Origin of the sequence: Micropruina glycogenica (assembly GCF_900289045.1) — a bacterium.
Classification (GTDB): domain Bacteria; phylum Actinomycetota; class Actinomycetes; order Propionibacteriales; family Propionibacteriaceae; genus Micropruina; species Micropruina glycogenica.
In genome coordinates, this window is record NZ_LT985188.1 from 313,253 (window position 1) to 326,575 (window position 13,323).

The 13,323-nt window shown below is 69.5% G+C and carries 11 protein-coding genes and 1 riboswitch; of the genes, 6 read left to right on the top strand and 5 right to left on the bottom strand.

The window, feature by feature from the left end; genetic code table 11:
- The first annotated feature begins 116 nt into the window (after positions 1-116).
- From hutU to hutG, 3 genes are read left to right on the top strand one after another with little or no spacing between them, the layout of a single operon-like run.
- Positions 117-1,820 carry a urocanate hydratase gene (hutU, locus tag MPLG2_RS01430; RefSeq protein WP_105184607.1) on the top strand — a complete coding sequence of 568 codons (1,704 nt, stop codon included), beginning with the start codon at positions 117-119 and terminating at the stop codon, positions 1,818-1,820.
- Between the two features lie 5 nt (positions 1,821-1,825).
- Positions 1,826-3,007, top strand: a complete 1,182-nt coding sequence (gene hutI, locus MPLG2_RS01435; RefSeq protein WP_197710035.1) for an imidazolonepropionase — start codon at positions 1,826-1,828, stop codon at positions 3,005-3,007.
- Positions 2,998-3,900 carry a formimidoylglutamase gene (gene hutG, locus MPLG2_RS01440; protein WP_105184608.1) on the top strand — a complete coding sequence of 301 codons (903 nt, stop codon included), beginning with the start codon at positions 2,998-3,000 and terminating at the stop codon, positions 3,898-3,900. The genes hutI and hutG overlap by 10 nt, the downstream gene beginning before the upstream one ends.
- Before the next feature lie 58 nt (positions 3,901-3,958).
- Here hutG and MPLG2_RS01445 read toward each other — a convergent pair whose 3' ends face one another.
- From MPLG2_RS01445 to MPLG2_RS18205, 5 genes are all read right to left on the bottom strand, one after another.
- Positions 3,959-5,710, bottom strand: a complete 1,752-nt coding sequence (locus MPLG2_RS01445) for an efflux RND transporter periplasmic adaptor subunit (protein ID WP_105184609.1) — start codon at positions 5,708-5,710, stop codon at positions 3,959-3,961.
- A 3-nt stretch (positions 5,711-5,713) separates the two neighbouring features.
- Positions 5,714-6,943, bottom strand: coding sequence for an ABC transporter permease (locus MPLG2_RS01450; RefSeq protein WP_105184610.1), 1,230 nt, complete (start codon positions 6,941-6,943; stop codon positions 5,714-5,716).
- Between the two features lies 1 nt (position 6,944).
- On the bottom strand, positions 6,945-7,634 hold the full coding sequence (locus MPLG2_RS01455) for an ABC transporter ATP-binding protein (RefSeq protein WP_425543096.1): 690 nt from the start codon (positions 7,632-7,634) through the stop codon (positions 6,945-6,947).
- Between the two features lie 5 nt (positions 7,635-7,639).
- A complete protein-coding gene (locus tag MPLG2_RS01460) occupies positions 7,640-8,857 on the bottom strand; it encodes an efflux RND transporter periplasmic adaptor subunit (RefSeq protein WP_158680778.1) in 1,218 nt (405 codons plus the stop codon).
- A 191-nt stretch (positions 8,858-9,048) separates the two neighbouring features.
- Positions 9,049-9,696, bottom strand: coding sequence for an HAD family hydrolase (locus MPLG2_RS18205; protein ID WP_158680779.1), 648 nt, complete (start codon positions 9,694-9,696; stop codon positions 9,049-9,051).
- Positions 9,697-10,137: 441 nt separating this feature from the next.
- On the opposite strand from MPLG2_RS18205, the gene MPLG2_RS01470 reads away from it, so the two are divergent.
- The 3 genes from MPLG2_RS01470 to MPLG2_RS01480 all read left to right on the top strand — a co-directional run bounded on the left by MPLG2_RS01470 (position 10,138) and on the right by MPLG2_RS01480 (position 13,292).
- Positions 10,138-11,208: an IS110 family RNA-guided transposase gene (locus MPLG2_RS01470; RefSeq protein WP_158680754.1), complete on the top strand. Its 1,071-nt coding sequence runs from the start codon at positions 10,138-10,140 to the stop codon at positions 11,206-11,208.
- Between the two features lie 74 nt (positions 11,209-11,282).
- A riboswitch (FMN riboswitch) is annotated at positions 11,283-11,412 on the top strand.
- Positions 11,413-11,492: 80 nt separating this feature from the next.
- Complete coding sequence (locus MPLG2_RS01475) at positions 11,493-12,257, top strand: ABC transporter permease (protein WP_105184613.1); 765 nt, start codon at positions 11,493-11,495, stop codon at positions 12,255-12,257.
- 24 nt (positions 12,258-12,281) lie between these two features.
- On the top strand, positions 12,282-13,292 hold the full coding sequence (locus MPLG2_RS01480; protein WP_105184614.1) for an ABC transporter substrate-binding protein: 1,011 nt from the start codon (positions 12,282-12,284) through the stop codon (positions 13,290-13,292).
- The last annotated feature ends 31 nt before the right edge of the window (positions 13,293-13,323 follow it).

Here is a 13,323-nt window from a genome sequence, read left to right on the forward strand (position 1 = left end):
TCTTGCTTCGACCGCGATCACTGTAGGGGCCAGTCTGTCTCGGATACCAGATGCGCCAGGCTTGCCTCGTGCATCCACCCCTTGGCTGACCAATGCTGAAGGTGAGAGGAGCACCCATGACCATCACCGCCGACTCGCGTACCACCACCGAGAACGTGTCGGGCCCCCGACCCGTCCGCGCTCACCGTGGCACCGAGATGCACACCAAGGGCTGGCCCCAAGAGGCCGCGCTGCGCATGCTGATGAACAACCTCGACCCCGAGAACGCCGAGCACCCCGACGATCTCGTCGTCTACGGCGGCACCGGACGGGCCGCGCGCAGCTGGGCGGCCTACGACGCGATCGTGCGCACTCTCGAGACGCTCGAAGCCGACGAGACACTGCTGGTGCAGTCCGGTAAGCCGGTGGGCGTGTTCCGCACCCACGAGTGGTCGCCGCGGGTGCTGATCGCCAACAGCAACCTGGTGGGCGACTGGGCCAACTGGCAACATTTCCGCGAACTGGAGGCCGCCGGGCTGATGATGTACGGCCAGATGACCGCCGGGTCGTGGATCTACATCGGCACCCAGGGCATTCTGCAGGGCACCTACGAGACCTTCGGTGCGGTGGCCCGCAAGCGGTTCGGCGGCACGCTGGCCGGCACCATCACGCTCACCGCCGGGCTGGGCGGCATGGGCGGTGCGCAGCCGCTCGCGGTCACCATGAACGACGGCGTCGCGATCTGCATCGACTGCGATGAGAGCCGCATCGACCGCCGCCTCGAACACCGCTACCTCGACGTCAAGGCCGACGACCTCGACCACGCGGTCGCGCTGGCCAACCAGGCCAAGGCAGCTGGGACGCCGCTGTCGATCGGCCTGCTCGGCAACGCCGCCGACCTGGTGCCCGAGCTGCTGCGCCGGCACAACGCCGGCGACATCACCATCGACGTGGTGACCGACCAGACCTCGGCCCACGACCCGCTGAGCTATCTGCCCCAGGGCTACGCGTTCGCCGACCTCAAGCGCCGAGCCGCCCAGAACCCCGAGCAGGTCACCCGCGACGCGCAGGCGTCCATGGCCGCCCACGTCGAGGCCATGGTGGGCTTTCAGAACGCCGGTGCCGAGGTGTTCGACTACGGCAACTCGATTCGCGACGAGGCCCGCAAGGGCGGCTTCGCCGACGCCTTCGCGTTTCCGGGCTTCGTGCCGGCCTACATCCGTCCGCTCTTCGAAGAGGGCCTCGGCCCGTTCCGCTGGGCGGCGTTGTCGGGCGACCCCGACGACATTCGCAAGACCGATCAGGCGATTCTTGACCTGTTTCCCGACAACGACCACCTGCGCCGCTGGATCACGATGGCCCAAGAACGCGTCGCCTTCCAGGGCCTGCCCGCCCGCATCTGCTGGCTCGGCTACGGCGAACGCCACCTGGCCGGGCTGAAGTTCAACGAGATGGTCGCCAATGGTGAGATCGGCCCGATCGTGATCGGCCGCGACCACCTCGACTCGGGCTCGGTCGCCTCGCCCTACCGCGAGACCGAATCGATGTTGGACGGCACCGACGCGGTGGCCGACTGGCCGCTGCTGAACGCCCTGGTCAACACCGCCTCGGGCGCCACCTGGGTGAGCATTCACCACGGCGGCGGGGTCGGCATCGGCCGCTCGATTCACGCAGGCCAGGTCTGCGTCGCGGACGGCACCGAGTTGGCCGCGCAGAAGCTGGCGCGGGTGCTGACCAACGACCCGGGCATGGGCGTGATCCGGCACGTCGACGCGGGGTACTCCCACGCCGCCGACGTGGCGCGTGAGCGGGGCGTCCGCATACCGATGCTGGAAGGCTGAGCGCCGTGAGCGTGCTGATCGACAACATCGGCTCGCTGGTCACCAACGACCCTGCGCACGGCGGCCTGCTCGGGGCGATCACCGACGCCGCCGTCGTGCTCGACGGCGACCGCATCGCCTGGGTGGGGCCCCGTGCCGAACTGGACGGCGCGGGCGCCGACGAGCGCCTCGACGCCGGTGGCAGGGCGGTCGTCCCGGGGTTCGTCGAAAGCCACAGTCACCTGGTGTTCGCCGGCGAGCGCGCGGAGGAGTTCGCGGCCCGCATGGCGGGGGAGTCGTACGCCGCGGGCGGCATCAGATCGACGCTGGCGAAGACGCGGGCCGCCACCGACGACGAGCTGGGCGGCAACGTCGCCCGGCTCACCGGCGAGTACCTGGCCCAGGGCACGACCACCGTCGAGATCAAGTCGGGCTACGGCCAGAGCGTGCCCGACGAGCGGCGCAGCCTGCAGGTCGCCGGCTCGCATACACCGTTCGCCACGCTGTTGGCCGCGCACGTGACGCCGCCGGAGTTCGCCGGCCGCACCGACGACTACGTGGCGATGGTGATCCACCAGATGATTCCCGCCTGCGCGCCGCTCGCGGGTTGGGTCGACGTGTTCTGCGAGGTCGGCGCCTTCGACGAGCACCAGTCGCGGGCCGTGCTGGCCGCCGGAAAAGCCGCCGGACTAGGGGTGAAGGTGCACGGCAACCAGCTGCACCAGGGCCCCGGCGTGCAGCTCGCCGTCGAACTCGACGCCACCTCGGTCGACCACGTCTGCCACACCACCGACGCCGACATCGAGGCGCTGGCCACGTCGTCCACCGTGGCAACCCTGCTGCCCGCCGCCGACTTCAGCACCCGCAACCGCTACCCCGACGCCCGCCGGCTCTGGGACGCCGGCGTCACCGTGGCGCTGGGGGCCGACTGCAATCCGGGCACGTCCTACACCACGTCGATGCCGTTCGTGATCGCGCTGGCCGTCCGAGACCTGCGGCTGAGCCCCGACGAAGCGCTCTGGGCCGCGACCGCCGGCGGAGCCAAGGCGCTGGGCCGCGACGACCTGGGCGTGCTGCGCCCCGGCGCGGTGGCCGACCTGGCTCTGTTGGACGCCCCGAGTCACCTGCACCTGGCCTACCGACCCGGCGTGCCGCTGGTCGTGGCCGTGGTCAAGAACGGCGCGCCGGCAAGGGGGCGATGGACGTGATCGACCGCGAACCCGTGCGCTGGAAGGGCCGCGAGGACGGCCCCGGCGCCGAGCACGCCCGCTGGCACCACATCGTGACCGTGGCGCCAGGCGATGTCGCGATCGTCGGTTTCGCCAGCGACGAAGGCGTGCGGCGCAACCACGGCCGGCTCGGCGCGGCCGAGGGGCCGACGGCGCTGCGCACGATGTTGGCCAACCTCGCCGACCCCGGACGTCCCGTCACCGATCTCGGCGACGTGGTGGTGGCCGACGGCAACCTCGAAGCGGGGCAGGCGCGGCTCGGTGCCGTGGTCGGCGGGCTACTCGACCGCGAGGCGCTGCCGCTCGTACTCGGCGGCGGCCATGCGGTCGCCTACGGCAGCGGCCTGGGCTGGACGGATCGAAGCGAGACCTGGGGCGTGCTCAACCTCGACGCCCACCTCGACCTGCGCCAGGCCCCGATCGCCACGTCGGGCACGCCGTTCCGCCAGCTTGCCGATGATCTCGCCGCAGCCGGACGCCCCTTCCACTACTCGGTGATCGGCGTCAGCCGGCCCAGCAACACTCGGGCCCTGTTCGACACCGCCGACCGGCTGGGCGTCGAGATCCTGTACGACGTCGACACCGACGCCACCAGCGCCGTCGCCGCGGCCGAGGCTCTGCTGAGCAGGGTCGACCGGGTGCACCTGACCCTCGATCTGGACGTGCTGCCGGCGGCCGTCGCGCCGGGGGTGAGTGCCCCTGCGGCCTTCGGAGTGGCCCCTGCGGTGATCCTCGCGGTGCTGCGCACCGTGGCGGCGTCGGGCCGGCTCGGCCTGTTCGAGGTGGCCGAGCTCAACCCGCTGTTCGACGTCGACGCCCGCACCGCCCGCATCGCCGCCCGGTTCGTCGACGAGGTAGTGCGGCACCTGTGATCGTGCTCCTACCGCCGTTGGGAGATCCCGGGTCAAGCCCGGGATGACGGTGGTCGGGTCAGCGGCTGGCCGTCGCCGTCGGTTGGGCGCTGGGTTGGGTCGAGCTGCCACCGCCGGACTGGGCCGCCGTGGTGGCCTGAGCCGTCGCGGTGGTCGTCGTACGCCGCTGGTTGTTGTTGGTGTTGGTCGGCAACTCCGCGGTGTTGTCGGCCAAAACCACCGTGTCACCGGCGCTGATGCCCTGCTTGATCTCGACCCATCCGCCGCCCACGGCGCCGGTGGTCACCTGCACCGTCGAGGCCGTGGACGAACCCGAGGCCAGCACCTGCACCGTGGCCGTACCGGTACCGGTGGGTGTGACGGCCGAGGCCGGCACCCGCACCGCGTTGGTGGCCGAGGCCACCGGAATGGTCACCGACGCCTTCGCGCCCGAGGCCAGCAACCCGTCCGCGTCGGACACCGTCACCACCGTGGTGTAGGTGGGCGTGTCACCCGCGGTGCCGCTGGTTTCGACGGCGCTGATGCTGGTGATCGTGCCGGCCAGGGCCTTGGTCGACCCCGCCGGGGTCACGGTCACTTTCTGGCCGTTCTCGACCAGCGTGCGGGTGGCCAGCGGCAACTCGAAGCTCACCTGGGCGTTACCGCTGCCCACGATGGTGATCGCCCCCGCGCTGGACGCCGAGCCCTTCGACAGCTCGACCGTGCCGACCGTGCCCGCGATGGGAGCCAGCAGTTCGGCGTTGTCGAGGTCGTCCTGCGCCGCCTGCAGCGCCTGCTCGGCCTGCAGCAGCTTGGCCTTGGCCGACGCCACCTGGGCGGCGCTGACGGTGGCCGTGGTGGTCGACGAACTGCTCGACGAGCCCGACTTGGTGCTCGACGAACCCGACGTGGTGTTGGACGATCCCGTGCCGCTCTGGCCGCCGGTGCCGCCGTTGCCGGACGGCTGCACCAACTGCTGCACCACCGTCTGCAGGTTCGCGGTGGCCAGCTTGACCTGCGCGCGAGCCTCACCGCACGCCTTGAGCTCGGCATCGGTGGGGTCGTTGGCCTCGATGATCGCGTCCTGGTCTTCGACCGTCGCGGACGGGCTGGCCGACGGCGATTCGCTCTCGGTGGGCGTCGGCTCGGCCGACGGGCTGGCCGTTTCGGTGGTCGTCTCGGACGGGCTCGGGCTGGCCGACGGGCTCTCGCTCGTCGACGGGGACGGGCTCGCCGTCGGTTCGGGAACGGCCCCGAACACGGGTTCACAAGCGACCTCTTCGGCCGCGACCGCAGTGGTGAGCGCCGTGGTGGCGGCCAGCAGGGGAGCAGGGTTGATGGTCACCCCACCCTGCGCACCCGACCCGCTGCCGCCAGAGCCGCTCGAACCCGAGCCGCTCGAACCCGAGCCGCTCGAACTCGAACTCGAGCCCGACGAGCCCGTCCGGCTGCTGGTGCTGGTGGGGTTCTGTGCCGAGTACAGGTTCGCCTTGGCCTCGGCCACCGACGTCTCGGCGTCGAGCACCGCCAACTGCAGCGGACCCTTCTTGAGCACCGCCAGCACGTCACCGGCCTCGACCTGATCGCCGACGGCGACCTTCACGCTGCTCACCGTACCGTCGACGGCGAAGCTCGCCTCTGAGGTGTTGGTGCGCGCGATGGTGCCCGAGGTGGTGTAGGTCTGGGTCACGTCGCCGGTGCCGGCGGTTGCGGTGACGTACCTCGTCTGACTGGACGGGTTCGCCACCGCGACCCCCCACCCCACGCCGCCGACCACGGCCAGCGCGGTGCCGGCGATGATCACAGCCCGAAGGCGTCCATTGATGGCCATGTGCTACTCACTCCTCAATGCGTCGATCGGGGCCAACTTCGCGGCCCGCGACGCGGGGTACACACCCGCCACCAGGCCGATACCCAGCGACACCACGAGCGCGAGCAGGGTGGCGGGTATCGAAATGGCGACCGAGATGCCGATGATCGGGGTCAGAATCAGCGCGCCGGTGACCCCGATGGCGATGCCGAGCAGACCGCCCAGCGTGCCGAGAATGCCGGCCTCGACCAGGAACTGTTGCCGAATCACGCCCGGTGTGGCGCCCAGCGCCTTGCGCAGGCCGATCTCGCGCACCCGCTCGCTGACCGACACCAGCATGATGTTCATCACGCCGATGCCGCCGACCAGCAGCGAGATGCCGGCGATGCCGCCGAGCAGCACGGTCAGGATTCCGGTGATCGAGGTCGCGGTCTCGACCAGCGACGCCTGGGTGCTCACCGAGAAGTCGGCGTTGTCGCTCGTCACGCCGTGCGAGGCGAGCAGCGCGGTCTTCACCTGCTGGTAGGCCGCCGACAGGCTGTCGGCGTCCTTACCCGACAGGTAGATGGACGAGATGCTGTTGGCGTTGCTCGACGTCGACAACCGGGCTGCGTACGAGGTCAGCGGAACGAGCACGGTGTCGTCCTCGTTGCTGGTGCCCGAGGTGCCCTGGGTGTTCAGAATGCCGATCACGGTGAACGACGAGCCGTTGATGCTGATCGTCTGGCCGACCGGCGAGCCGTCGCTGAACAGTTCGGTGGCGGTGGTCGAGCCGATCACCGCCACGTTGCTCGAGCTGTCGAGTTCGTCGGTGGTGAAGAACCGTCCGGTGCTCACCGTGCGGGCGCGCACCGTCAGCCAGTCGGGCGTGGTGCCGACCACGGTCGAGGTCCAGGTGGTGCTGGAGCTCTGCAGCGATCCCGAGGTGCTCGACACCGGGGCGACCGCCGCGATGTCGGGGGCCACGGTCTTGTCGGCGAGCATGGTCGCATCGGCGGTGGTCAGGGTCGACACCGAGCCGCCGCCGCCACGAAAGCCGCCCGACGACGTCGACTGGCTGGGCGTCACCACGATCAGGTTCGAGCCCAGCGCGTTGATGCGTGAGGTGATCGAGGCCGAGGCGCCCTGGCCCAGGCCGACGGTCAGCATGACCGCCGCGATGCCGATCAGAATGCCGAGCATGGTGAGCAGCGACCGCATGCGGCGCGCGTTGAGCGCCGAGATCGCGGTGCTGATCGTTTCTTTCCACTCCATGTCAGTGCACGCCCCCCAGCACCGCGTCGGTGGCGTTCAGCAGGCCGTCGCGAATGAACGCCCGGCGCTTGGCGTGTTCGGCCACCTCGAGTTCGTGGGTGATGATCACGATCGTGCGGCCGGCCTCGTTGAGCTCGGCGAACAGTTCCAGAATCTCGGCGGTCGAATGCGAGTCGAGGTTGCCGGTGGGTTCGTCGGCGAGCAGCAGGGCCGGGTCGGTGACCAGGGCGCGGGCCACCGACACCCGCTGCTGCTGACCGCCCGACAGTTCGCCCGGGCGATGCTGCACGCGCTCGGCCAGGCCCACCTTGTCGAGGGCGGCCATGGCCCGCTCGCGACGCTCGGCCACCGGCACACCGGCGTACACCAGCGGCAGTTCGACGTTGCGCAGGGCGGTCAGGCTGGGCAGCAGGTTGAACTGCTGAAACACGAACCCGATCTTGCGGTTGCGCACCTCGGCGAGCTGCTTCTCGCTCATCTGGCTGACGTCGGTGCCGTCGAGCAGGTAGGTGCCCGAGGTCGGCACGTCGAGGCAGCCGATGATGTGCATCAGCGTCGACTTGCCCGAGCCGGACGGCCCCATGATGGCCAGGTAGTCGCCCTCGGCGACGTCCAGATCGACCCCGCGCAGCGCCTCCACCTGAACCACGCCGGTGGCGTAGGTCTTACGGACGTCCGTCATGTGCAGCATGGTGCTCATCGCGTCGGCCCGTTTCCGCCGGTAACGCCGCCCGGTGGCTGCCCGCCGCCGAGACCGCCGCCGCCGAAGCCGCCGCCGCCGAAACCGCCACCGTTCTGATTATTGGTGCCGCTGCTGCTGGTGCCGCTGGGGCGCGTGAAGGTGATCTGCACGCTGTCGCCCTCTGAGAGGCCCTTGGTGATCTGGGTGTAGGTGCCGAACACCTTGCCCACGGTCACCTCGACAGTGCTCGTGGCGGTGCCGTTCACCTTGGTGACCACGGTCTTGCCGTTCTCGGTTCGAATCGCCGCAGTGGGCACGGTGAGCACGTTGTCGTAGCTGCCGGTGGTGATCACCGCCGTGCCGGTGGTGCCCGAGTAGAGGTCTTTGTGGGTGCCCGACAGGTTGATCACCACGGGGAACGTCGCCGCCCCGTCACTGGTCGAGGTGGCCACGATGCCGACCGAGGCGACCGTCCCCTTGATCGCCTCGGTGGCACCGGACGGCGTGACCTCGACCGACTGGCCGGCCTTCAGGCTGCCCAGGTCGGCGCTGCCGACGGTGCCTTCGAGCTTCCAGGTGGCTGTTGAGATCACGCTGAACTGGGCGGTGCTGGTCGTGCTGGTCGTCGAGCTGCTGCCGCTGCCGGAGGAACTGCTGCCGCCCGAGCCGCTGGATTTCGACGACGACGACGAGCCGCTGCCGGTGACGCTGTCGCCCTCGTCGGCGTTGACCGCGGCCACCGTTCCGGCGATGGGGGAGCGCAGCACCGCGTTGGCCAGGTCTTGCTTGGCGCTGGTCAGGGCGGCCTTGGCCGAGCTCACCTGCGCCTTGGCCGAGGCGATCGCCGCGCTGCTGCCGTCGTTGTCGACGACCTCGTCGTAGTTGGCGTTGGCCGTGGTCAGGTTGGCGCTGGCGACGTCCACCGCGTCTTGCAGGTCGGTGTCGTCGACGCGGGCCAGCTTCTGGCCCTTGCTGACCGTGTCGCCGGCCTTCACATACACCGTGGTGATGGTGCCCGACACCGCGAAGTTGACGTCGGACTGCTTGCGCGGGCTCAGCGTGCCGTCGAGGCTGACCGTCTGGGTCTGGGTGCCGAGCGTGGCCTGTACCGTGCGCGACGTGGTCTGGTTGGCCGCGGTGTTGCGCGAACGCGAGAACATCCAGCCGCCCACGCCGGCCGCCACCAGCACCACGAAGGCGACTGACAGCAACAGCCATTTCTTGCCAGACATACGAAAACGGCGCCGTTTGGGTGGCACCGTCGCCGGGTCGGTCACGTCTGCGCTTTGCCCTTCGGCGGCCGCGCTTGGTTCATCGGTTGACATGCGTTTCGCGTCTCCTCAGCTGTTTACGGCAGTGACGCTAGGCCGTGAACCTGTGCCTTTGCTGTGTTCAGCTGTGGTTCAGGCTGTGCCGGAACCGCTTAGCCAAGGGCGAGCCAGGCGTGCAGCGCCGGGTCGTCCAGCGAGCTCAGAAAGGCGTGCGCGTCACTGGGGTCGCTGGGGCCGGACGGAATCATCGCCACCCACAGTCCCGCCGCCCGCGCGGCGGCGGCCCCGGTGCGGGAATCCTCGATCGCGATCGCGTCGCCGGGCGCGACGCCCAGCAGTTCGCAGGCCCGCAGGTAGGCATCGGGGGCCGGCTTGCCGTTCGGCACCTCGTCACCGGCGACGACGATGTCGACCAACGCGGCCAGCCCCGAGCCGTTCAACGAGATGTCGAGCAACTCGCGCGGGGTGTTGCTGGCCACCGCGTACGGCACCCGGCTGCGCAGCAGGCCGAGCAACTCGACGGCGCCCGGCATCGGCGGCGCGTCGCGGCGCAACTCCACCCGGGCGCGCTGCATCAGGTCGGCCAGCACGACCGGCTGTGGCTCGTCGAAGTACTCGGCCATGATGCGGGCCGTCTCGGCCACCGCGGTGCCCAAAAACAGGTGTCGCTCGGTGTCGCCGTAGGGCACCCCCCGGCTGGTGAACATGGCCTGCTCGGCCACTCCCCAGGGCTTCTCGGTGTCGGCCAGCAGTCCGTCGAAGTCGAACACCACGGCTTGAACGGGGTCTGGGCGGCGCATGGACGCCACCATAGGCGGGTGCCAGCCCCAGTCATCCCGGCGAACGCCGGGATCTCGTCGTTGAGTGTGTCGCGATCGTGGTGGAAGATTCCGGCGTTCGCCGGAATGACGGGGTCTCGACAAGCTGTGAGAGTTGGTGGTGGCTGGCCTGGGGCTAGCTGGCAGGGTGGTGGGACCGGTTGTTCGTGTGCGGGTCGTGACCCTTCGACAAGCTGACCGTCCGCAATTGTGCGGGGTGTCTTGGTCGAGATCTGTCCGGCTCGTGCACGGAGAACCGGCCGACCATCCCGGCCCACTCGTTGGCCTGATAGAAGCCCGTCCCACCGCTTTGGCGGGGTGACCGATCACAGTAACGCCACGGGTGACTCTTTCCCCGGGATGGCCGCGCCGGTTCGACCGGCTCGATGCCCAACATCCCGAAAACAGGAGGCTCAGACACCGATGGCCATCGTTGCAGATACCTACACCTATGTGGTGGGTGTGGACACCCACGCCGCCACTCATCATTACGCGATCGTGGAGACCCGTAGCGGCGGCCAGATCACCCACGGGAAGTTCCCCACCCATGCCGCGGGCTTGTTGCGGGCCGTGGATTGGATCAGCCGCCGCACCAGTGTTGACGACAACCCAGCTGTCGACCAGGTGCTGATCAGCATGGAAGGCACCGGCAGTTACGGCGCCCAGGCAGCCGAGCTGCTCGCCGCACGCGGTTACCGGGTCGTCGACGCACCCTCGCCGAAACGGGCTCGTGGCAGCGGCAAGAACGACCACATCGATGCCCTGGTCGCTGCCCGCGGCGCGTTACCCAAGGACAGCGAACGGCTCGCCGACCGACGCGCCGGCCATACCCGTGCCGCGCTGCAGATCCTGCTCACCGCCCGCGACAGCATGCGACGCGACCGGACCCGTTCCAAGAACCAGCTCACCGCGCTGCTACGCACCCACAACCTCGACATCGATGCCCGCAAGGGAATCAACAAGGTCCACATCAGCCTCATTGCGGGCTGGCGCAAGCGGCCCACCGACACCACCCTGGCCCGGATCGCCCGCACCGAAGCGCACCGCCTCGCCACCCGCATCCACACCCTGGACGCCGACCTCGACAGCAACGAGAAAGCCATCAACGCCCTCGTGCGTGAACTCGAACCAACCCTGCTCGACCTGCCCGGCCTCGGACCCATCAACGCCGCCATTGTGCTCGCCGTCTGGTCTCACCCCGGCCGCATCCATGACGAAGCCGGCTTCGCCAAGATCGGCGGCGTCTGCCCCCTGGAGATCTCCTCGGGCAACTCCAAGGATCATCGCCTCAACCGCACCGGCGACCGACAACTCAACTCAGCCCTGAACTCCATCGCGAACACCCGCATGCGACACGACGAAACCACCAAGGCCTACGTCAAGAAACGCAAACAGCAAGGCCAAACCAAACCCCGAATCCGACGCTGCCTCAAGCGCTACATCGCCCGCCAAATCTTCCGACACCTCAACACGACCACCCTTGACAAGACATAGAAGCGTCTCGACCACCCAAGCTCGACCGCGGAACCGCAACGGCCCGCCGCCCGCCCTGAGATACCATGAGGGCGATTCGTGCTCCGGGGTCGGTGTAAGTCCGAACCGGCGGTGACAGTCCGCGACCCGTCGCAGCAATGCGACGGTTGATCCGGTGAAACTCCGGAACCGACGGTGAAAGTCCGGATGGGAGGCAGCACGGGCGGCGTCCGCTTCTGCGTGCGCCGTCGATCGGCGCATTCTCCTGCGCCGACCCCCGGTCGCGAAGCGAACCGGAGGAGACGATGACCAGCATCAGCCCGCAGACCAGGCGCCTCGTCGCGCCCCTGCTGCTCGGGCTCGCCCTGCTGGCGCTCTGGACGGCCCTGGCCGGCGTCGCCTCACCCGTACTGCTGCCCGGCCCCGCGAAGGTGCTGGCGCGGTTCTGGAGCGACCTGATCACCGGAGCCCTGTGGCCCTACCTCGCCGTCACCCTTGCCGAAGCCCTGGGCGGCTGCCTGATCGGCGCCGCCGTCGCGCTGCCGCTATCCGTGGCGATTCACCGCTCGGCGTGGTTCTCGGACGCCGTCCAACCGTTTCTCGGCGCCACCCAGGCCATTCCTGCGGTGGCGCTGGCGCCCCTGCTCGTGCTGTGGATCGGCTACGGCCTGCTGCCCGTGGTCTTGCTCTGCGCACTCATCGTGTTCTTTCCGATTCTGGTGGCCGCCGTGGTGGGCCTGCGCATGGTGCCCCGCGAGGTGGTGGACGCCGCCAGGCTGGACGGCGCCGGCAGCCTCGGCCTGCTGCATCACGTCGAGGCCCCGCTGGCGCTGCCCTCGCTGCTGGGCGGGTTCAAGAACGGCTTCGCGCTCAGCGTCACCGGCGCCGTGGTGGGCGAAATGGTGATGGGCGGCAGCGGCCTGGGCACCGTGCTCACCGTGCAACGCGACGCCGTCGACACCACCGGCATGTTCGCCACCATCGCCTGGCTGTGCGTGATCGCCGCCACCGCCTATTCGTTGATCACCTGGTGGGAGCGCCGCTCCGCCATCGTCGAAGCCCTGACCTGAAACAAAGCCTCGAAGGAGTCGTCCATGCACCGCCGAACCCTGCTGACCGCCGCTCTGGCGCTCGCCGCCGCGGGCTGCGCCGGCCCGTCCACCACCAGCGGGTCGCCTGCGGCCTCGGGCAGCGCGCCCACCAGCCGGGCCGTCATCGGGCTCAGCTACATACCCAACGTGCAGTTCGCGCCGTTCTATGTGGGTGTCAACGACAAGCTGTTCGACCCGGTGCCGGCCCAGGTGAGCCTGCGTCATCACGGCGCCACCGAGGGCCTGTTCAACGCGCTCACCTCAGGTGCCGAGCACTTTCTGGTGGCGGCCGGCAGCGAGGCCATGCAGGCGCGCGCCGAGGGTGTCGACGTGATCGCCGTGGGCGCCTACTACAAGTCGTTTCCGGTGCAGGTGCTGGCACTCGACTCTTCACCCGTTCAGGCCCTGGCCGACCTGAAGGGCCGGCGGTTGGGTGTGCCCGGCCGCTACGGCGAATCGTGGCTGGCGGCCCAGGTGGCGCTCAACACCGCCGGGCTGACCGAGGCCGACGTGACGATCGTCGAGGTCGGCTACACCCAGGTCGCCGCGCTGACCACCAAGAAGGTGGACGCCGTGGTCGGCTTCACCACCAACGAACTGGTGCAGCTGCAACTCGCGGGCGCCAACCCACGCGCACTGCCGGTGGCCGCCGGCACCGTGCCCCTGGTCAGCACCTGCCTGCTCACCACCACCGCGTACGCCAAGAAGAACCCCGAGGTCGTCCGCCAGGTGGTGCAGGCGGTGGCGAGCGCGATCGAGGCCACCGCTGCCGACCAGCCGAAGGCGATCGACATCGCCGCCACCCAGATTCCGGGGTGGACGGCCGCGGCCCGGCCCAACGCCGAAGCGGTGCTGCAGGCGTCCATCGACCTGATGGACGTGCACGACGGCACCTTCGGCCCGGCCCTGGACGCGACGCAGTGGGCTCAGATGGCTGAGTTTCTGCAATCGGGAAAGCTGATCAAGACCCCGGTCACGGCCACGGACGCCTTCACCAACACCTTCGCGATGTGACCAGTCACGGACCCGCCTGGCGACCGTCGGA